22 protein-coding genes and 2 pseudogenes are annotated in these 19,190 nt (G+C 37.8%); 10 read left to right on the forward strand and 14 right to left on the reverse strand.

Translation table 11 applies throughout. From position 1 onward, the window contains the following. Nucleotides 1-115: 115 nt before the first annotated feature. On the forward strand, nucleotides 116-1,468 hold the full coding sequence (locus tag BN986_RS23920; RefSeq protein ID WP_040984997.1) for an MFS transporter: 1,353 nt from the start codon (nucleotides 116-118) through the stop codon (nucleotides 1,466-1,468). A gap of 126 nt (nucleotides 1,469-1,594) precedes the next feature. Here BN986_RS23920 and BN986_RS23925 read toward each other — a convergent pair whose 3' ends face one another. Further along, the gene (locus BN986_RS23925) at nucleotides 1,595-2,449 is read right to left on the reverse strand and encodes a formate/nitrite transporter family protein (RefSeq protein WP_040985000.1); all 855 of its coding nucleotides are present in this window, start codon (nucleotides 2,447-2,449) and stop codon (nucleotides 1,595-1,597) included. A 765-nt stretch (nucleotides 2,450-3,214) separates the two neighbouring features. Between BN986_RS23925 and BN986_RS23930 the strand changes: the two genes are divergently transcribed. Beyond that, nucleotides 3,215-3,592, forward strand: coding sequence for a winged helix-turn-helix transcriptional regulator (locus tag BN986_RS23930; protein WP_040985002.1), 378 nt, complete (start codon nucleotides 3,215-3,217; stop codon nucleotides 3,590-3,592). Nucleotides 3,593-3,650: 58 nt separating this feature from the next. On the opposite strand, the gene BN986_RS23935 is transcribed toward BN986_RS23930, so the two are convergent. Continuing rightward, nucleotides 3,651-4,163 carry a type 1 glutamine amidotransferase domain-containing protein gene (locus BN986_RS23935; protein ID WP_040985004.1) on the reverse strand — a complete coding sequence of 171 codons (513 nt, stop codon included), beginning with the start codon at nucleotides 4,161-4,163 and terminating at the stop codon, nucleotides 3,651-3,653. 249 nt (nucleotides 4,164-4,412) lie between these two features. Here BN986_RS23935 and BN986_RS23940 point away from each other — a divergent pair, with 249 nt between their 5' ends. The 5 genes from BN986_RS23940 to BN986_RS27785 all read left to right on the forward strand — a co-directional run bounded on the left by BN986_RS23940 (nucleotide 4,413) and on the right by BN986_RS27785 (nucleotide 7,145). Continuing rightward, the gene (locus BN986_RS23940) at nucleotides 4,413-4,595 is read left to right on the forward strand and encodes a hypothetical protein (protein ID WP_040985006.1); all 183 of its coding nucleotides are present in this window, start codon (nucleotides 4,413-4,415) and stop codon (nucleotides 4,593-4,595) included. A gap of 543 nt (nucleotides 4,596-5,138) precedes the next feature. After that, on the forward strand, nucleotides 5,139-5,588 hold the full coding sequence (locus tag BN986_RS23945; protein WP_040985008.1) for a hypothetical protein: 450 nt from the start codon (nucleotides 5,139-5,141) through the stop codon (nucleotides 5,586-5,588). Nucleotides 5,589-5,985: 397 nt separating this feature from the next. Then, on the forward strand, nucleotides 5,986-6,594 hold the full coding sequence (locus BN986_RS27775) for a hypothetical protein (protein ID WP_040985010.1): 609 nt from the start codon (nucleotides 5,986-5,988) through the stop codon (nucleotides 6,592-6,594). 20 nt (nucleotides 6,595-6,614) lie between these two features. Then, on the forward strand, nucleotides 6,615-6,854 hold the full coding sequence (locus tag BN986_RS27780) for a transposase (RefSeq protein WP_040985012.1): 240 nt from the start codon (nucleotides 6,615-6,617) through the stop codon (nucleotides 6,852-6,854). 96 nt (nucleotides 6,855-6,950) lie between these two features. Further along, complete coding sequence (locus tag BN986_RS27785; protein WP_244445086.1) at nucleotides 6,951-7,145, forward strand: hypothetical protein; 195 nt, start codon at nucleotides 6,951-6,953, stop codon at nucleotides 7,143-7,145. Nucleotides 7,146-7,742: 597 nt separating this feature from the next. Here the strand turns inward: BN986_RS27785 and BN986_RS23965 are convergent. Further along, on the reverse strand, nucleotides 7,743-8,333 hold the full coding sequence (locus tag BN986_RS23965; RefSeq protein ID WP_040985015.1) for a TetR/AcrR family transcriptional regulator: 591 nt from the start codon (nucleotides 8,331-8,333) through the stop codon (nucleotides 7,743-7,745). Nucleotides 8,334-8,483: 150 nt separating this feature from the next. Between BN986_RS23965 and BN986_RS23970 the strand changes: the two genes are divergently transcribed. The 3 genes and pseudogenes from BN986_RS23970 to BN986_RS26555 form a co-directional block, all read left to right on the forward strand. Then, nucleotides 8,484-9,638 (forward strand): FAD-dependent oxidoreductase, encoded by a 1,155-nt coding sequence (locus BN986_RS23970; protein ID WP_040985016.1) that lies wholly within the window; start codon nucleotides 8,484-8,486, stop codon nucleotides 9,636-9,638. 77 nt (nucleotides 9,639-9,715) lie between these two features. Then, nucleotides 9,716-10,924, forward strand: a complete 1,209-nt coding sequence (locus BN986_RS23975) for an MFS transporter (RefSeq protein WP_040985017.1) — start codon at nucleotides 9,716-9,718, stop codon at nucleotides 10,922-10,924. Nucleotides 10,925-11,298: 374 nt separating this feature from the next. Then, a pseudogene (locus BN986_RS26555) lies at nucleotides 11,299-11,373 on the forward strand (metallothiol transferase FosB); the annotation flags it as partial. A 105-nt stretch (nucleotides 11,374-11,478) separates the two neighbouring features. On the opposite strand, the gene BN986_RS27515 reads toward BN986_RS26555, so the two are convergent. From BN986_RS27515 to truA, 11 genes and pseudogenes are all read right to left on the reverse strand, one after another. Beyond that, nucleotides 11,479-12,114: a hypothetical protein gene (locus BN986_RS27515; RefSeq protein WP_244445087.1), complete on the reverse strand. Its 636-nt coding sequence runs from the start codon at nucleotides 12,112-12,114 to the stop codon at nucleotides 11,479-11,481. A 30-nt stretch (nucleotides 12,115-12,144) separates the two neighbouring features. After that, complete coding sequence (locus BN986_RS27790; protein ID WP_244445088.1) at nucleotides 12,145-12,891, reverse strand: hypothetical protein; 747 nt, start codon at nucleotides 12,889-12,891, stop codon at nucleotides 12,145-12,147. Nucleotides 12,892-13,372: 481 nt separating this feature from the next. Further along, on the reverse strand, nucleotides 13,373-13,687 hold the full coding sequence (locus BN986_RS23985) for a hypothetical protein (RefSeq protein WP_244445089.1): 315 nt from the start codon (nucleotides 13,685-13,687) through the stop codon (nucleotides 13,373-13,375). Nucleotides 13,688-14,025: 338 nt separating this feature from the next. Next, on the reverse strand, nucleotides 14,026-15,159 hold the full coding sequence (locus tag BN986_RS23990) for a M20 family metallopeptidase (protein WP_040985018.1): 1,134 nt from the start codon (nucleotides 15,157-15,159) through the stop codon (nucleotides 14,026-14,028). A gap of 42 nt (nucleotides 15,160-15,201) precedes the next feature. Then, nucleotides 15,202-15,372: a hypothetical protein gene (locus tag BN986_RS27520; RefSeq protein WP_198136805.1), complete on the reverse strand. Its 171-nt coding sequence runs from the start codon at nucleotides 15,370-15,372 to the stop codon at nucleotides 15,202-15,204. 24 nt (nucleotides 15,373-15,396) lie between these two features. Further along, a complete protein-coding gene (locus BN986_RS27970; protein ID WP_198136807.1) occupies nucleotides 15,397-15,876 on the reverse strand; it encodes a BCCT family transporter in 480 nt (159 codons plus the stop codon). Continuing rightward, a pseudogene (locus BN986_RS28165) lies at nucleotides 15,867-16,581 on the reverse strand (BCCT family transporter). The gene BN986_RS27970 and the pseudogene BN986_RS28165 overlap by 10 nt, the downstream one beginning before the upstream one ends. A 290-nt stretch (nucleotides 16,582-16,871) precedes the next feature. Next, complete coding sequence (locus BN986_RS28170; protein WP_081922325.1) at nucleotides 16,872-16,973, reverse strand: homocysteine S-methyltransferase family protein; 102 nt, start codon at nucleotides 16,971-16,973, stop codon at nucleotides 16,872-16,874. A 358-nt stretch (nucleotides 16,974-17,331) separates the two neighbouring features. Beyond that, a complete protein-coding gene (gene rpsI / locus BN986_RS24000; RefSeq protein WP_040985019.1) occupies nucleotides 17,332-17,724 on the reverse strand; it encodes a 30S ribosomal protein S9 in 393 nt (130 codons plus the stop codon). 20 nt (nucleotides 17,725-17,744) lie between these two features. Continuing rightward, the gene (gene rplM / locus BN986_RS24005) at nucleotides 17,745-18,182 is read right to left on the reverse strand and encodes a 50S ribosomal protein L13 (RefSeq protein WP_040985021.1); all 438 of its coding nucleotides are present in this window, start codon (nucleotides 18,180-18,182) and stop codon (nucleotides 17,745-17,747) included. Between the two features lie 230 nt (nucleotides 18,183-18,412). Further along, a complete protein-coding gene (truA, locus tag BN986_RS24010) occupies nucleotides 18,413-19,186 on the reverse strand; it encodes a tRNA pseudouridine(38-40) synthase TruA (RefSeq protein ID WP_040985023.1) in 774 nt (257 codons plus the stop codon). Nucleotides 19,187-19,190: the final 4 nt, after the last annotated feature.

The raw sequence follows: 19,190 nt of genomic DNA on the forward strand, positions 1-19,190 counted from the left end.
TCAGATAAACACTTAAGCAACCAGATGTTATATAAGTTACTTCATCTTTTTGTGACGAGTTGTTCTTTGCAATAAATATATGATTTTAATTTACATACCTAAGGTGATGAACACAATGAAAGAAAACATACGCAAGCCATGGCTGCTTGTTATAACCATAGGGCTTGGCACATTACTCAACCCATTAAATTCATCCATGATTTCCGTGGCATTAACGAGGCTGCAAAATGAATTTGCATTAACCTTTGCAGATGCTTCCTGGCTCATTTCGATCTTTTACCTTGCAAGCGCTGCCGGACAGCCTGTAATGGGAAAATTAAGTGATATGTTTGGCCCGAAAAAATTGTTTATAGCAGGGCTTATTATCGTCGCAGCTGCATCGATATTAGCTCCCTTTTCACCAAACTATCCATTTCTTCTAGGATGTCGTGCATTGCAGGCGATTGGCAGCTCAACTTTATTTCCCAGCGGCATGAGTATGGTGCGGACACATATTACGGAAGGTCAGGGGAAAGCGTTGGCTGTATTATCCGTCTTCGCTTCCACCTCTGCTGCTTTCGGACCATCTATTGGCGGATTTTTAGTGGCGTCTTGGGATTGGCATTCCATTTTTCTTGTTAATTTTCCGTTTATTATTGTATCGTTTTTGCTGGCTATTTTTATTTTACCAAATACAGAACAAGGAAAATTTGAGGCGAAACGGATTGATTTCAGTGGGATTGCCCTTTTTATTATTGCCATTGTAGGTTTAATACTGTTCCTGCTATCGCTTGATCAGAATATACGCTGGTGGGCGTTACTGCTCTTTGTAGCAGCTGCTGTTGGCTTTTACTTTTTCGAGCGTAGGCAGGAGGAGCCTTTCATCGATGTGAAAGGACTAACGAAAAACCGGTATGTTTCTTTTATCTATTTACAATTCATGAGTATTAACTTGATTCATTATTGTTTCTTTTTTGGATTCCCGACGTATTTGCAGCAAGTTCGTGATTACAATGAACAGCATACCGGACTTATCATGCTGTCGTTGGCTGGATTTGGAGTGATTGTTGCGCCGTTAGCAGGCCGTCTGATTGACAAATATGGTTCAAAACTGCCGATGGTCATCGGTGCATCTTTACTTTTAGTTGGTACTGGTCTGCTATTGACGTACAATGAAGCCTCCCCTTTAATTTGGTTTATCATTATTATGGCTGTGCTTGGCATGAGTAATGGATTTAATAATATTTCTTCACAGACTGCACTTTATGAACATGTAGACGCTGAGGATACCGGTTCAGCCTCAGGTTTATTTCAAACCAGCCGCTATCTCGGTTCCATATTATCGTCCAGCTTGCTTGGTTTAACGTTTAATCGTCATTTAGATACCGAGCATTTGCATCTTGTTGCGATTATCTGTTTTGTCTTCTGTATATTTGTTGTTGCCCTGGCGTTTAAACTTCCAGGGAGATTGAAGGAAAAAAATGCGTAGACGGGACAACTAAGAAAAGCAATCCGCTATTTTAGTGATAGTGGATTGCTTTTTAATTTCTTCCAAAGGTCTTTATGATTTAATTGTAATGTACAATAATCCTCCGTTACGGCACACAAACCAACCTTAACTTCGAAGCTCTTTTCGAAATGCGTAGGAAAAGACCAACGCGATAAAGATAGCTCCGCCAATTATATTGCCGATACTTGCGGGAATCAGGTTAAGGAAAAAATATTCATACCATGCATAGTTATCAGAAGTAAACAAACCCAGGCTGAAATAGCCCATATTGGCAGCGCTGTGCTGAAAGTTACCTGCAACAAAGAGAATGACAGGCAGTGCGGTTCCCAAAATTTTTCCGGTTACATCCCTGGCAGCTGTTGTTAGAAAGGCAGCCATGCCGATGAGCCAATTGGCGATAATACCCGACAATACGACTTGAAACCATCCGACCCAGCCTCGTTCAGCAAATTGCATTTTTTGTCCCAGAAGACTTTCAAGCTCTGTCGTGAACTCAGGTAACATGGAACTTGAACCTATTATTAATAAAGCAACAAATAATGCACCTGCAATATTACCGATATAGGTGGCTGCCCAGAATTTGAGGAATTTATTTTTCATCCAATACGATTTTTGCAAATAATATGTCGGAAGCAGCACATTCACTTCGGTAAATAGAACTGATCCTGACATAAATACCATCAGGTAACCCGCAGTAAATCCAAATCCCTCCAGTAGGTATGTCAGTGCTTGAGGATCAATACCGATAGCAAGTAATACGGAAAAAACAGCCCCAAAAGTCATGAATGATCCGGCTGTTAAAGAAAGAATCAATTGCGAGGGAATATTTTTATCAAGGTGCTCTCCTCCTTTTTCAGCGAACGATCGCATAACTTGTGAAGGTAGGAGAAACTGCCTCTCAGCTTCCTTTTGCGTGTTGTTCAATTGATGTGATTGTTCAGTGTTATTATTATTTCCCATAGTATCCCTCCTAGACTTTCGAATTAACAAGGACAGTTGTTTTATCATAAAGGCATTTTTTTCTGCATTGTTTTCGTATAATCTGCCTTGTTTGTATTTACCCAAACGATGCTTTAAAAATGCTCTCTCTTCATTTTTTCTTAAAACAAGTACATATACCATCCTTAAACGGAATGAGTTATACAGAAATTCCTGTTTTTCCTCACCAAAAATCCTAGCACCATCAGTGGACTAGGATTCTAGTATGTTTCAATATTTATACTATCTGGAGCACCTTTTACAAAAACGATAACAGCCTCTGTATCTAATTTGCTTTATAGATCAATGGATGCCTTTTCTGAGAATTCAAGCTTTTGAAATGTTGCGCTTTTAAATCCTCTTTCTTTTAACGAAAAAGGTTTTTAGAGTACCGGCACACTTTCTGCCTCTGTTTTATTCCCACAGGGACATTCTTCATGTAATAGGCAACAAAACATCAACCAATGACGCAATAAGTATGTGCATGTGTATAAAACCTTTAAAATGAAGATATCATGTTGTTTGATAATAATTCGTAAAAGCTTGAAAGTCAAGAACAACTATTTGAGACAGCGTGCAGTATGCATATATGTAATCTACTTTCGGATCCCGGCTCCATAAAGAAGATAACCAAAAAGCCCGACACACTTTGATTCAGAGTCATATTACTGGACAGAAAAGCGGAATTGATTCAGGATTATTCTTAACGTAATAAAATAGGCAAGAGCAGAAGGAGCGTTGATACTTGTGTGCAATACATTACGGGAAGAAATACAAGAGAAATTGCAGAACGGGGATTATCATTGTGAAAAGGAAATGACACTTTCTATTTTTAGCGGTAAATGGAAGGTCGTTATTTTATGGCATTTAGGCGTAGAAGGCCCTCACCGTTTTAACGATATGCAACGACTTTTTAAAAATATTTCTCATAAGACGCTCTCCAATCAGTTAAAAGAATTAATAGAGGACGGCGTGATTAGCCGCAAAGTGTATCCAGAGAGCCCGCCTAAGGTAGAGTATTCCATGACAGAGTTGGGATACACCTTATTACCCATCATTGAGATGATGTATGAGTGGGGGAAAAATCGTATAGAGCAATTAAAAAAGGAGGGGGTTATCAGTTGAATTTATATTGAAAAATAATAAAACGGCCAGATTCTCAATCTGACCGTCATTTTTTAAATTAATTATTTAATAGCTTTAATGCCTCTCTGTTAAAGGCTGGCAGATCATCAGGAGTACGGCTGGTAACGAGATTCTGGTCAACGACAACTTCTTCATCTTTTACAGTTGCTCCTGCATTCTCTAAGTCTTTTCTAACAGAAACAAAGCTTGTTAATTCTCTGCCTTTTAATAGATCTGTTTCCACTAAAAACTGGGGACCGTGACAAATTGCAAATACGGGCTTATCCGCTTCGATAAATGCTTTTGCGAAGTCACCATTTTTGGGATTAATACGGAGTAAGTCTGGAGAAAATCCACCAGGAACCAATAATGCATCATAGTCGCTTGCATTCACTTCTTCAATTCCTTTATCAGCTTTTATTTCTTCTCCATTCTTTCCTTTAATTACTTTCCCAGCTTCATCGCTAATGATTTCTACTGAATGGCCAGCATCCTTATAAGCTTTTGCAGGGTCTGTTAGTTCTATTTCTTCCACCATATCTGTAACAATTACTGCAACTCGTTTTGTCATTTTCTAGTCCTCCTTCATTAATCTACATTTATGATATCAAACATTCCCAAAACTGGGAAGTACGCACTTTTAGTTGCGCAGGTTACTTACAGGTAACTATTGTATCCATGCAGTTATTTTTTAATACAATGTTTCAGTTGAATCACCTTATCTCTCAAAAGAGCATATCGAACCATTAACAAATATGCATTTACTAAAAATAGTCATTTTTGTTACAATTTAGTAAATCATTTTTTAGGAGGTGTTTTTGTGAAAAAGATTAGAAATTTTGTAATGATAGGTGCTTTTGTTGTTGCATTCAGTAGTGTTGGAGTTCTCACCGGGGCAAATGATGTGCAAGCTCAACATCTGCCTAATGACACACCTGCATCATGGTCTGGTATGATGGTAGACAAGCTTGGTCTATTTGACAACTACACAGGGCCTTTATAAGTAAAGCTGAATCATAAAATCAATCAACGTGGCACAAAAGCAATATTATAATGCGTGCCACGTTGATTTTTTGTAATTATCCTTTCATTCTGCATAGATTAGATTCCTAAGCATAACCGCATATAATATTTACATGCTATTATAACCAGCTGTTCTGCAAGAGACAACACATGCCGATTAAAGCGTTTTTACCTTTCATAAAGTGAAACTTCATTTAATGAAAGGTTTTGGATACTTATATATTTCCTCCAGGAGAGTTATTGCCTTAATTTTTCGTGGGCCAAGTAATTACAAGCTCCCGATATCGCAAGGGTTACTCTCCCCTCCCACAATCGTGATTCAGGGGGACAGCACACCTCGCCATAACCCCCATGTGAATTGTTTTATTCTCTTTTCTGCCACTGAAGGACGCAAAATGTTCCTATAAGAAAAAATTTGTAATTTTATAACCTTTAATGAAATCGCTTACAATTAATGTTACAATAAAAAAGGTATGAAAGGTCAGAAATTTTACAATACATGTTACCTGTGGGGAGGGTAGAAATGTTCAGGTTAATGAAAGTCCTTTTTTTAGTGGAACGAAAGAATATAAAATTCAGGTCCATTATGGTCATTTTAATTCTTTTCATCATTGGTTCTTTTGTTTACTTGGAAAACAGCCAGTTTAGAGAGCTTGAACCAGGTACTGCTGCTGAAGTTGTGGCATTAAATTCTGCTTTAGATCAGTTCAGGAATGTAGATGCTACGGATTCAGAGGTAGCATCACCGCTGTATCGAAATTTAATAAGTCAATCAAGTAACTTAGCCAACAGAACTTTAGGCCTTGTGATGGAGGACAAGGAAACATATATACAGGATGCCATTGACCTTACAGAAGTAAGGAATGAAGCGTATCTTATGGACGGGTTCAAGGATGTAGCCCAATTCATCCCTACATATCGGCAAAACCAGTTAGATTATGCACTTTTTACGGGAAATCCAGGCTCAAGATGAAAGATTGCTGGTTCAAAACTCTAATTTTCCAACTTATATCATCCTCTTTTTATTCGCTTTAGGATACGGCTGGTACTTATTAGTCGGGATGTTTTCTTCAGATATCCTGTTGGATGAAATCAATCATAAGTCACTTGTGAATGGTTATCCTCTTTCCATCGCTTCTAAGTTATTCCACTAGCGTTGCATAAAATTTTCAACCAAAAGTCAAGAAAAATATTTATGTCAATATTATGAATAATGGAAATTATTACTAAGAAATCCATAAAAAACCTTATAATAAGGGAATGGTAGTCCTGTCCAAATCCTAAATTATAAGGAGTAATCATGGACAATCGTACCATAAAAACGGTACAAGGAATATCTACATCCATTAGATTCAAAAGTTATTCAAAAAATGATTGATAACACGGAAATTGATAAATATGTCAAAAAGTTTGATGCACTTACATTTGTGAACGCATTTATTTATGCACAGTTGAAACAGTTGGGGAATCTCCAGCGGATAAGTGATACGATTACACGTAAGAAAACTGTTCAAAGGTTAAAAGGCTTAGAAAGTATTAGTAAATCGCAACTCTCCCGAAAGAACCGAGAAATGCCGCCTGCCATTTTCCAGGATATTCTGCATCATTTGATTCAACAAATACACCAGCTGCTCGGGCCTCAAAAGGCTGATAAAGCACTTGGAGAACTGCATTTGATCGATTCATCCACCATTTCCATTTGCTTGAGCCAATACGAATGGGCGGATTTTCGGGAGACCAAATCCGAGGTAAAGCTGCACACCTCTATTGTCTTTTGCGATGGGATTTCCTATCCAAATGAAGTCATTGTTACCCCTGCAAGACCGGCAGATGAAACACAGCTGGACGCATTGATTGTACCGTATAAAAAGGTGCTTCATGTATTTGACCGAGGATATTTTAACTTTACTACGTTTGATGTCTATTGTGCAGAAGGGCATTCGGTTTGTGACACGCATAAAAACAAATACCGTTGTTAAAGTGATCGAGGAATTACCCGTTGCTTCCTCTTTCTCCGATTACCCGTCATGCCGTTGTTAAGATTGGAAAGATAAAGCATCCCGTCCAATTGGTAGAAACGGTAGACAATAAAGGGAATGAGATTCGAATTATTTGTAATAATGCCAAAGTAAATGCACAGGAAATCAGTGATCTATACCGTAACAGGTGGCAGATTGAATTATTTTTCAAGTGGGTCAAGCAGCATTTAGTCATTAAAAAAATGTATGAAACAAGTTAAAATGCCGTATATAATCAACTTTTTCTAGCGATGATTACCTTCTGCCTGACCCTGTTAATGAAAATCAACTTAGGCTACCGGGGAACCCTTTTGGAAATGTTGAACTGGATTCGTGTTTATTGGACGAAATCCATGGAACAGTTTATTTCCAACGTATTCAAGGAACCAGAACGTACATCTAAAGGACGACGAAGGCTGAAACACGAGCGAATATTTGAAGAAACCTTAGAACAATACGAAACAGGAGAAGCTGGGCATTTAGATAATTTAACAAACAACCCAATTATTTAAAAGTATATAAAATTCCGAAAATAGATGAAGGGCTACTTTTCGCACCTACTGCCTTTTTTTCTTAAATAAAACAGGATTAATATCTGAAAATTATAATAATAAATTGAAATTTTAGAATCATATTACTTGCTTTTATATTTATTTTTTTATGCAACGCTAGTGGGATTACATACATAATATATCAATTGAAAGATTAAAAAGGTAATTCAAGGTGAACGGTATCTCTAAAAAAGTAGAATGGCAAGGTGGAGGAAGCTTTGTTTATGCGGAGTTAGATGAATGATTTCACAACGTACAAAAAGAGCAGTAGATTCGCTGCTCTTTCTCTCTTACCTGTAACTTTAGGACTTATTTTGCACTGATTTAGGCGATAACTTGCACTATAGTTAAATAGCTTAGCTTAGCTTATCTTTTCATAAAGGCAGCTGGGTTTTAAAGTTGGTTATGCAGAATAATACTTAAAATATATGCAATTTATCGTTAAAAATGACAAATAGGATTAATTTCAATCCTGCAAAAGGTATAATAAATGGTAGTTTATTGGAATATATCATCATATATTGAAAAGCACTTCCCAAAGATTGGGAAGTGCTTTTTTTATTTTAATCCCGGCAGAATTAAGTCAATTGCATGTTTGTACAGATTTTTCTGTTCCTGCCTCTGACGATAGCCGAATAGTTCCAAGTTTTCGAGAGAAGAAATGAAATTATATAACAGTACGGATATCTCATAAATATTCAGTCCTTTTTTAAATTCTCCCTGCGTCACACCTTTTTCTAAAATTTCCTGCACAATTTCAAATTCCGGTTCATACAGTTCAGTTACAATCTCATAACTGTCTTGATCAGTTGATACAAAATATTCATAAATTGTATTCATAATCGGTTTTTCCTGCATGACGTGATTCAATTCTGACCATATATATAATTGTTCTTCAGCTGATTGGCCGATGCTTGATTTAGTGTTCCAACTGTTTATAAATTCGTCTGATACCTGTTTAATGCAGTACAAGTATAATTCTTCCTTGTTCTTAAAGTGATAATAAATTGTACCTTTGCTGTAACGGGTTTCGTTCTTAATGTCCCCCATGGAAGTAGCACTGTATCCTTTGCGTTCAAATAATTTCGTAGCGACCTCCACAATGAATTGTTTTGTATCTGCACTGTTTACGCCTGTTGGTCTGCTCATAGGTCCTCCTGATTTCTAATTTATTTTAATGATTTAATTTTTATTATACGTGTTTATATAGAACAATTCAGCGTTTTTAAATATGTTATACAAATTAATTGACCGAACGTCCGAATAATGATATCTTTTTATTCGAAAGGAGAAATTAATATGAAAAATAAAGTGATAATTAATGGAGGCGGCGTTGCAGGGCTGGCAATGTCCCTATTTTTAAAGAAAGCAAATATTGAAAGTGTACTGTACGAACAGGCGAAAGCATATAGAAAAAGTGGTGGACATTTTGTCGTACATCCCAGTGGACTCAATATGCTTGAAATGCTTGGCCTTGGATCAGAAGTGGAAAAAAACACTCATTTCATAACCGATATGGCAATTCTGGATAAAAATAATAATTCATTGATAGATGAAGATGAAATGGCAGAAATGGGTCTGGATGAGATTGACCTGGATGATACGCCACCCTTCATCAATGCTGCCCGGTACCGTTTGATTGATGTACTGTATCAGGAAGCTTTAAGACAGGGTATCGATATTCGTTTTAACAAACGTCTGAATGGTTTTACACAGGATAAAGATGGAGTAACGGTTACTTTTGAGGACGGCAGTACAGACTTTGGTTCTATTTTAATCGGGGCAGATGGTGTCAAATCGAAAACAAGGGAGTTGTTATTCCCGTTCCCTGCCAATCCTTTAAAATATTCCGGGAAAACGGCTGTATTCGGTATGGTTGATAATGATGATCTTGGAAAACTCAAAGACTACTTCACGATGGATACAACACTGATGTATGTAGATGAAAATTCAATCTTCTTTGTCTCGAAACACCACCCTTCAGCAGAAGAGATTTCATGGTCTCTGATTTCAGAAAGACCGGGAAAACTGCCTAAAAAAGATTTTGAAGAAAAACCGGTTAAAGAATTGAAAAAAGATATAGCTTCAAAGTTTGAAGACTGGGAGATGCCAATCAAGGAGCTGGTAATGACGACCGATCATATTATAGCGAAGCAGCTGTATATGATTGATTTAATGAGGCATTACTATCATGGGCGGGTCGTTCTTATTGGTGATGCATTGCACACAGCAGATCCGTTTGCTGGTATGGGAACGACGTTGGCACTTGAAGACGCAATGTATCTTGCAAAAATGCTGCGTGACAATGATTATGAAGATGCATTTTACTATTACGAGCATGACCGTAAACCACGTGCCGAAAAAGTATATAAAAGTGCAGAACTGATTAACGATCCAGATGCAAAATTTGAAGATTTTGCGATCTTCGATGAAGGAATAGATGCTGTATGGTAAAGGAAACTCCAGTCCCAATAGAGAGCATCCAAAAAGTATTTAACTTATTTATAAGTTAAGTTAAGGGAGAAAAAATTATGGAAAAGAGCATTTCTTTATTTAGAAACCGCACGTTCATTTTGCTGTTGATAGCCGGCATATTTGCGGTACTGGGATTTAGTGTATTTCTGACGACGACTACATGGTATGCAGTAACTGTAATGGGATCAGCAGGGTCGCTTGGTTTAATATTAATAGCTGCTACTGTACCGAGACTGATTATGATGACGTTTGGCGGGGTGCTGGCTGATAAATACAAAAAAACCACAATCATGTTTGTATCCAACCTGGTTCAGGGTTTTATACTGCTCCTGCTGTTCATTCTGCTGCTTACAGATAATCTCAATTTAATATGGCTGTTAATATTATCCGGGTTGTTCGGTTCACTTGATGCATTTTTCGGTCCGGCAAGTTCATCAATGATTCCAAAAGTAGTTGAGAGGTACCAACTGCAAAAAGCCAATGCATATTTTCAGGGTGTGGATCAGCTGGCGTTCATTGGAGGCCCGATTATAGCAGGACTTGTTATGGAAGCCGGGAGTATAGAAATGAGTTATTTAGCATCAACCATATTAGTCCTCCTGTCAGCTGTATTTGTTTTTCCGCCGCTTATTAAAGAAGAACAAGATCCGGATACCGGTAAGGCGACACCGGTTCAAAACTTCAAAGAAGGGTTCTCATATTTAAGAAAAAGCCGTTTCCTAATAGTTGGAATATTGGTTCTTATAACGATGAATTTCTTTGTATTCGGAGCATTATATATTGCAATCCCTATCATTGTTGAGCTGCTCGATGGCACTCCGATTAACCTCAGTATAATGGAATCAGCTCAAATGATAGGTATGCTGGCCAGCACTATGATACTGAGTTTTGTCAAGATAAACAGAAAAGGATTAGTTTCGGTAATGGGGCTGTTTGGCACTCTGATTACTGCTTTACTATTCAGTCAGGTTTCAGATCTGATGGTTCTTACAGTGATTGTATTCTTTATCGGATTCGCAATGTCATTTGTTTATATCCCATTTTTCACTGCGGCACAGGAGCAGACTGATAGCCGTTTAATGGGCAGGGTGATGAGTATAATATTTCTTGCAATGAACGGTTTCGATCCGCTTGCTTACGCTATGGTGAGTCTTCTTAATACGATGGGGATCAGTATCCAGGCAGTGATGTTCGCATTTTCGATTGTTGGATTAATTATCACTTTATTTATTACAGTTAAAGCAAAAGACTATGTAAGAAATTAGGATTATGAAGAAGCACTCCCCAATAATTATGGGGGTGTTTTTATGTTACAGAAGAAGATGCTAAGGGTGTAAAAATCAATAGTCCATTAATTGAAAAATAAAATTATGCATATGATTCAAGTGTTAATAAAATAACAGAAAAACAGCACATAAGTTGATTGATAATATTTTATTCTTAATTTTGCCATGTACTAAAAACTGTCCAAAAATATGAATTACTTATCAAAGCTACCATATTTCAAAATGTTTGTTATTGGTATAGTTAAACAGCTTAGCTTAGCTTATCTTTTCATAAAGGCAACTGGGCAGTGAAAAGTTTTAGTAGGAAAAATAACCATTTCTGGCGAAATGATTTCCTAGGGTGGAATGGCATGTGGCCGGCACTTAATTTAGAGAAGGATATACCTCATAATGAAATAAGTCAGTCATACACTCATATTGCTTTCTCATGCTGTTATTCTTTATGGTGCTTGCGGTGTCATTTTTAACGATAAATTGCATACTGGACAGTAAAAAGTTCTGAACACTAAGAAGCCCAAGAATCGTCTTCAACATCAGGTATTTCCTGCTTGGATTGAATTATTTGCGTTATGGATACATGCGGATTTTTCGCAAACATGAAAAAATAGCCGCTGTAAATAAGCCTTCACTGTAGCTTCGGAAACCACTGCTTTGGATGGTGTCCGCAAGTAGCGAAAGAATAGTGCTGGAACACGATGGGAATAACGAACAGAAATCAATGGTAATAGACCCATGGCAATACAGCTGCGAATCATGTACCCTTCGATGGCTTTGATGGTTAATCGGATGTTTTCCTGATCTTTGGTGTCCGTAACCTGTTCTAACGGATGGGCTCCTGCCTTTTTCAAATAACGATTTCGTTTTGGCATCGACTTACTCCAGAAATGATAACCAAAGCTATCGATGACCTGTTTCATTTCCCGGAAAGTAGATTCGATTTTGAAACGATGTCCATACAGCTCGATGATATCTGTTGGTACAAGCGTCTGATCGGTGCTTACCAGAATAGCTGACCGATTACCATACCGGACTAAAACAAAACGGAGTTCCTGATATAATCCCTGGCCCCACAAAAAATCAAGACAGAGGTATTGGACGTTTTCTTCCTTGCCATAGAGCATCACTTTTGCGGATTGAAACTGATCCGCACGAGATTGGAACAGCGTCATTAACTTGAGCGTTTTCCCTTTTTTGGGTGGTCATTCACGCCCTTTCTTTTTCACAGGAGGATGCTCATATGCGACAGCATTCTTCTTGGCTTTGGTAACCAGGTGCATCTGCGGGTTTTCAGATTTTTGGAGCTGATTCAACCGCTTCAATGCAGGAACAGATAAGAAATAACGATCCAGGAGCAACAAGGCGTTGCCAAATACGCGTGCCGTATTAAATCCCTGTTCAATCATCTGAACGACATAGGATTCCAGCCGGGAAGGATTCTTCTGCTTATTCCAACCGAAAATGGTTTTGATGCCATCCTGCAAGTTGATGAATAGAGGCAAACAAAAGCCTTTCTGTGGGGTTCCCATCAAAATACCGACAGCACCAAACAAATCCCCAAAAATATATAACGCTTTGGAGTTATTTTCAGATTCCTGATGAAGCTTTTTGACAGCAGGCATCCGCCTGGCTTCTTTAGCTTGTTTGACACCATCGCCGACAAGCACCACCTTCCCGTTGTAACGAATGAGAGGAGCTTTATTTTTAACAATTCGAAGCCATGTCTGTCGCAGAGACTTCAAGGACCATGCTTCGAAACGGAAAAATTGATGACATTTTTTATAGCATCGGACTGGCAGTGAAAGGGCACGCATCACCGAAGTAGTGACACCTAAGCGATCCGGGCGCGGTATCAAACCTAAAATGATGATAACAAACCAACGAAAAGTAGCTTCTCGGGAAAAACAGGGACGAAATGTACGTAAGATAGAATCGATATATTTTAACATAGGTATGGTCAATCGTCTGAAAATAGGGTAAACTATTCTTATATAGCCCTTTCAGCGATCTGATCTCCTTTCTGGCGGCAAACCTTAGGTTATCAGTATTATTCGATTGAAAGGGCTATTCTTCCTGCAAAAATAGAGAACTTTTCACTGTCCAGTATTATAAAGAATCAAAAAAACAGCCTTCAAGTCGTAAAGACTCAAAGGCTATAAATTTATTTGTATTAACGTTCCTACAATTGAAAGAAATGTTTCCGCAGCATCAACTTAGGTTCTAAAATTAATGGCGAATTTATCGACTCACCGGATGTTCCATTTCCATCAGCTTTGGGCATAATTAGACTTTAATTACAAATGACGTCCTACATGCATTATTCAAACATTTTTAATGTGATAGTTCCTGCTTTATTAATCAGCTTAATCACAGTATTTAACAAAAATAATAAAAGTTAATCGACAGTGAGCTATTCCTGGCTCCTTTCAATTACCTGTCCTGTTCATCATTATAGTTTTTCTTATTTTTGTCCTTTTTATTACCGTGATCTGTTGTGCTTTTGTAAAGCTTCCCGGGTACTTCTGACGTTTTCCCGATAATATCATTGGCCTTGCCGGCGGTACCCTTTAAAATTTTCCCTGAGGCATCAGTTGCTTTGCCAACAAGTCCTCCTTCACCTGAAATTGATTTGATAATTTTTCCGGACGTATCTACAGTGTGCCCAAATAAGTCATTAACTTCCTTAGAAGTCTTTTTAATCAAATTATCATCTTTTTTGTTTCTTTCGTTTTTGTCATTGCTCATTGACATTCCTCCCTCCAAGCCTGATTAGGCTTCTTTAGAGATGGTATGACATATAAGCTGAAAATATGACTTTTTAGGGAGATGAAAGCTTGGGTTCTTTCACATTGATTATTAAGTCGCTATCGTATATACACATCTTAACGATTATCGGCTTTCCATCCCCTAAATTTGGTTAGAAACCTTTACAATTACAATTTACTAATCTTAAAAAATATAACTTAAACTCTAACCCCTTGCCACAATATCTTCCAAATAGAATCGGAAACTAACTGCTTTTAGGGCAGACTGTCCTTTAATCGATATTAGATGCAAAATGATCGTCTCGGTTTGGGCTTACTTTATACACACTTATTTTTTACAATGGCAATGATTCCACTCGTAACCTCTTTAATTGCCTGTATTCCGACCTTTTCCTCATCCGTATGTGCATAAATCGAATTTCCTGGACCGAAATACAATGTATCGGTAGCATATTTTGCAAGCGTACCGCCTTCTCCCCAGCCTCCAAATACGTCAACTTTTAGTTTTCTATCCAGCTCTTTCTCAAGTATCGCCTTAAGTTGAATAAATTTCTCTGAACTGCTGTCTATTTCCATCGGTGTGCAATCCACTAAGATGTCAGTTTGATAGCTGAATGCTGGACATGTCTCCTTTAGCCTTTTTGCTACAATATCAATTTCTTCTTGAAAATCATTTATGGTTTCATTGGGCAAGTATCTTTTATCAATCACAATCCTGCAATTAGCTGGTACACTATTCGCCTGTATACCAGCCTCTATTACCCCAACATTCATTTTCGCTTCCCCTAACAGCGGATGGGCATTTCCTTTGAATTTTTCCTCTGTATACTTCTTAAATGCCTGTATAAATGCAGATGCCATGTAAATTGCATTTTCACCGAGCTCAGGCATGCTGGAATGAGCTCTTTTACCAATAAACTCTACTTCTATCCAGGCATTACCCTTTTGCGCCACCATAAGATTTTGATTGGTTGGTTCCGAGATAATGCCTATATCACAGCTTGGCAATAAGCCTCTTTCAAAAGCGGATACGGTTTGCTGTGCGTATGTCTCTTCATCTGTAGAGTACATTAAGTAGACATCGCCTTTAACCTGATGGTCACAGGCATACTTAAATGCAGCATAATTGCTTGCACTTCCCGCCTTCATATCACATGACCCGCGCCCATATATTTCACCGTCTTTTTCAATTGGGTATAAGGGATCTTGGACCCCTTCTAACGATACGGTATCCAGATGCCCTTGCAATAATAAATGATACCCTTCTCCATTTTTATGATGTGCGACCAGATATGGGTTTTCCGTACGGCCATCTATCATGTGAACCTCTGCATTCGTTTCCTGCCTGATTTTATCGTACATAAACGCTATTATTTTTTGCTTTCCTTCTATGGAAAAGGATTCTATGCGAATGAATTCCTTTGTCAATTCAACAGCTAAGTCCTCGTACATCCTTATCTCCTCCTGCCATTTTAGATTACAGGTAACTGCATCTTATAATTTCAGCTTATTATTTTTGTAATCAGATTTAATAGCTTTTACCGCTGACCAAATCAGAATAATATTAACAAAAAATAACGGTACTCCAAATAAGGAGGTCATCGATTGCATGATGCCTAATATATTAAGCTCGGCCACGGCATTTTCTAAATATAGTATAGTCACAGGCAATACCATAAAAATACATCCTCATAGCACTTTGAACCATTTATTTGGTCCCTCATTTACTTGCAGATTTTTAGACGTAATCGTTGCAACAGGCATTGTTTTTAGTACAGCAAGTGTAGCTGCATTATTGCCCTCTGTTACTGCAATCTCTGAGAAATTCGCTATATTATTTACTTCTAACAACCCCATACCGTAATTCCCTAATATAGCAAAAGATATCCAGCAGGCTAACGGTAAACAGACAGTAACCCCTATCGCTATCCTTCCATAGGATATTCTTGCTACCCATAGGCCGACCGAAATGGATAAGCTCAAATACCACGCCCAATAAAAGATTGTCCAGTTTTGAATAAATCCTGTTTGGGCAACTGCATCCGTGTAAAAACTCATCTTAACAAAGTTTGTAATATTAGTACCAACAGCCATTACAAAATTATTTAATATAAATGATTTCGGCCCTGCCAGAAAAACAAATAAGAAAAACGCAAGCGCTAAATAGATATAAAATTTCTGATTTTCGCCATACCTTTAGCAATTGATTTTGACGTAGCTGCAATAAAAAATGCACAGAACGCAAAAATAATGGTAACTCTTAATGTAAGTGTATTTGCAAGGTTAAATACATCTGCAATAAGCTCTCCTATAACAGAAGTTCCCAACCCTACAGTTATTAACAAACCACCTACAAAACAAAATGCTACGACTCCATCAATGGTTAGCTTGAAAAAGGAATTTTTCGTCTTTTCTTTCCCCAGTACTTCCGAGCATGCTTCTGAAATTTTCATGGATTTACCCTTACGATTCCAAAGCATATATCCAATTGCTAACGATGCCGGCAAGTAAAATGCGGATGCTGAAAATCCCCAGTGGAACATCCCATATGCTTCCACAGATCTGGGTTCTATCCCAAATGGAGTGGATTCTACATAAAACATCCACTCTACAAAAAATAAGTATTCCTGCGGCTAATGCGGACGTAATAATCATTGATATCCAAGTAAAACCTTTATAATGAGGGTTAGCATCTTCTCCGCCTAATCGGATATTTCCGTATTTTAAAATTATTATAAATATAACAAATATCGTACATGCAAATCCTATTAACAAAAATGCCCATGCAAAATCTGTTGTCATCATATTAAAAAAACCATTAATCATATTAGATGCTTTATCAGGCCAGAATGCAATTGGCACAACAACACTCATTAACAAGATAATGGTTAAAGCTATTAATTTAGTATCTACCTTTTTACTCAAAAGTTAATTCCCCATGTTTTTCTCATGTTGTAAAAACGACTAATCCTATAAGATGCACGTTTCCCGTAAACGTTTACTAATCAAAACTTCAAAACAAAGGACCGATAGAAGCCACTATTAAAGGAGTGGGACGATTCGATTGATGTACCGTGTTTTGTAGATACCCTTCCCGAGCATCTATCGCAACTTGAACAGATTTTTGTATTAGTTCAATTGCTTTTTGTTCGGTCATGCCACACTCAATGAATCCTTTTCGCTTGATAACTTACAGTTATTGCACAATCAGCTCCCGCCTCAAAATATGCCATATGTACATTCTTGATAAGATCCGGATTTTCCAATAATACTTTGGCTAACCATAAATTATCATTTCAGTTACAACATATTCTTCTAACTCTGTGGTCATTGCTCCATCAGGCGCCATGACTGGAAATTCAGATAATACTGGATTCATTTACTTATTTTCTCCACTCAATAAAGTCTTGCTTTAAAAATTTACTTAGCACATCAATGAATAAAAGCAAGAAAGTTAATCTCCCTCTTTACTAAAATCATTACAAGATATTAAAATTTTTTAAAGCATTGCCTCCATATGTATCAAGCAGCCCAACAACGACTTACGTTTTTCAGCTGATTTTATATAAAAACGCCCATTTGGAGGAATTATCCAAATGGGCGTAACCCTTGATATAAATGGTATTAACGCTTCGAGAACTGAGGAGCACGACGAGCTTTCTTAAGACCGTATTTATAACGCTCTTTCGCTCTAGAATCACGTGTAAGAAATCCTTCAGTTTTTAATGAAGCACGATACTCTGGATCTGCTTGTAATAGTGCACGTGCGATTCCATGACGGATTGCACCTGCTTGACCAGTGAATCCTCCGCCATGTACATTAACAAGAACATCATAAGTTCCTTGAGTTTCTGTAGTAGCAAGCGGCTGGTTCAAGATTAATAGTTGGGTTTCATATGGAAAATAGTCTCTAGCATCGCGACCATTGATTGTAACATTTCCTGTACCTGGTACTAGACGTACGCGGGCAGTTGACTTTTTACGGCGACCTGTGCCGTAGTATTGTACTTGTGCCAAATTCATTTACCTCCCTTTAATTATCCGCGAAGTTCGTAAACTTCTGGTTTTTGAGCTTGATGGCTATGCTCAGCGCCTCTATATACATACAATTTCTTTTTCATTTTACGACCTAAAGGTCCTTTTGGAAGCATCCCTTTAATTGCAACTTCAAGCATTTCTTCAGGATACTTTGTACGCATTTCGTATGCGTTACGAGATCTTAATCCACCTGGATAATTGGAATGATTATAGTACATTTTGTCATTGATCTTGTTTCCAGATAGTTCAATTTTGTCTGCATTGATGATAATTACATAATCACCAGTGTCTGCATGTGGTGTGTACGTAGGTTTATGTTTACCACGTAAGATAGAAGCTACTTCGCTTGCTAAACGTCCTAAACGTTGCCCTTCCGCATCCACAACTAGCCATTTGCGTTCAATATTTGCTTCATTTGCCATGAAAGTTGTGCGCATGATTTTTTCCCTCCATATATCAATCATTCTTTATTATTCGTAATCATATTTTTATTCTCAACACAATTAGTTTCCGGGGCTAATCATGGTTTAGAAATAAAATGCCATATATCATCTTATACCTTTTACAAACAAAAGTCAAGCCCAGTATGAAAGTAATTGAAAAATTATTTTTGTTTTACATAGACCATTAAAAATAAAATTAAATTATTAAGCTGTCTCATCTTGAATCAATTTTCTGTGTGATTTCTTTCTCCTTCTTCCTCATAACTTACTTCCCATAAATACAGCCCTTTTGGGGAAATCGTCTTTCCAAGCTGCCCTCTTTCTCTTGCTTCCAGAAGCGCTGGTATATCTTCAGGTTTCCGCTTGCCAATTCCCACGTCCAAAAGCGAACTGACCATTATCCGCACCATATTGTACAGAAAGCCGCTACCACGGAAAACAAATTCTATATCATCATCTTTCTTCCTGCAGGATGCGTGGAATAATGTACGCACTTTAGAGCCTTTCACAGACGATTTTGCGGAAGAAAAGGTAGTAAAGTCATGTGTCCCCTCTAAATGCTTACAGGCAGCTTGTATAGCCTCTATATCAAGACTTTTAGGAAAGTGTAATACATAATCCCGGCGAAATACATCAGGATCTTCCCGATTCAAAACAAGATAATGATACTCCTTTTGCTTCACACTGTAGCGCGCATGAAAAGCATCAGCCACTTTCTCCACGTTGACTACCCGAACATCATCTGACAGTAGTGTATTGATCGCCTGTTTCCAATTTCGTTCAGGTATCGTTAAAGGCGTATCGAAATGAATAACCTGTCCAACCGCATGGACACCTGTATCCGTCCGTCCTGATGCCTGAATACGGATCGTTTCACCTTTATGAATTTTAGTTAAGGCTTTTTCCAGTGAGCCCTGGACGGTCCGGTGGTCAGGCTGCACCTGAAAACCCGCAAAGTCTGAACCATCATAAGCAATTGTACATTTTATTCTTTCCATTTAT

Source organism: Oceanobacillus jeddahensis (assembly GCF_000750635.1).
Lineage (GTDB): Bacteria > Bacillota > Bacilli > Bacillales > Amphibacillaceae > Oceanobacillus > Oceanobacillus jeddahense.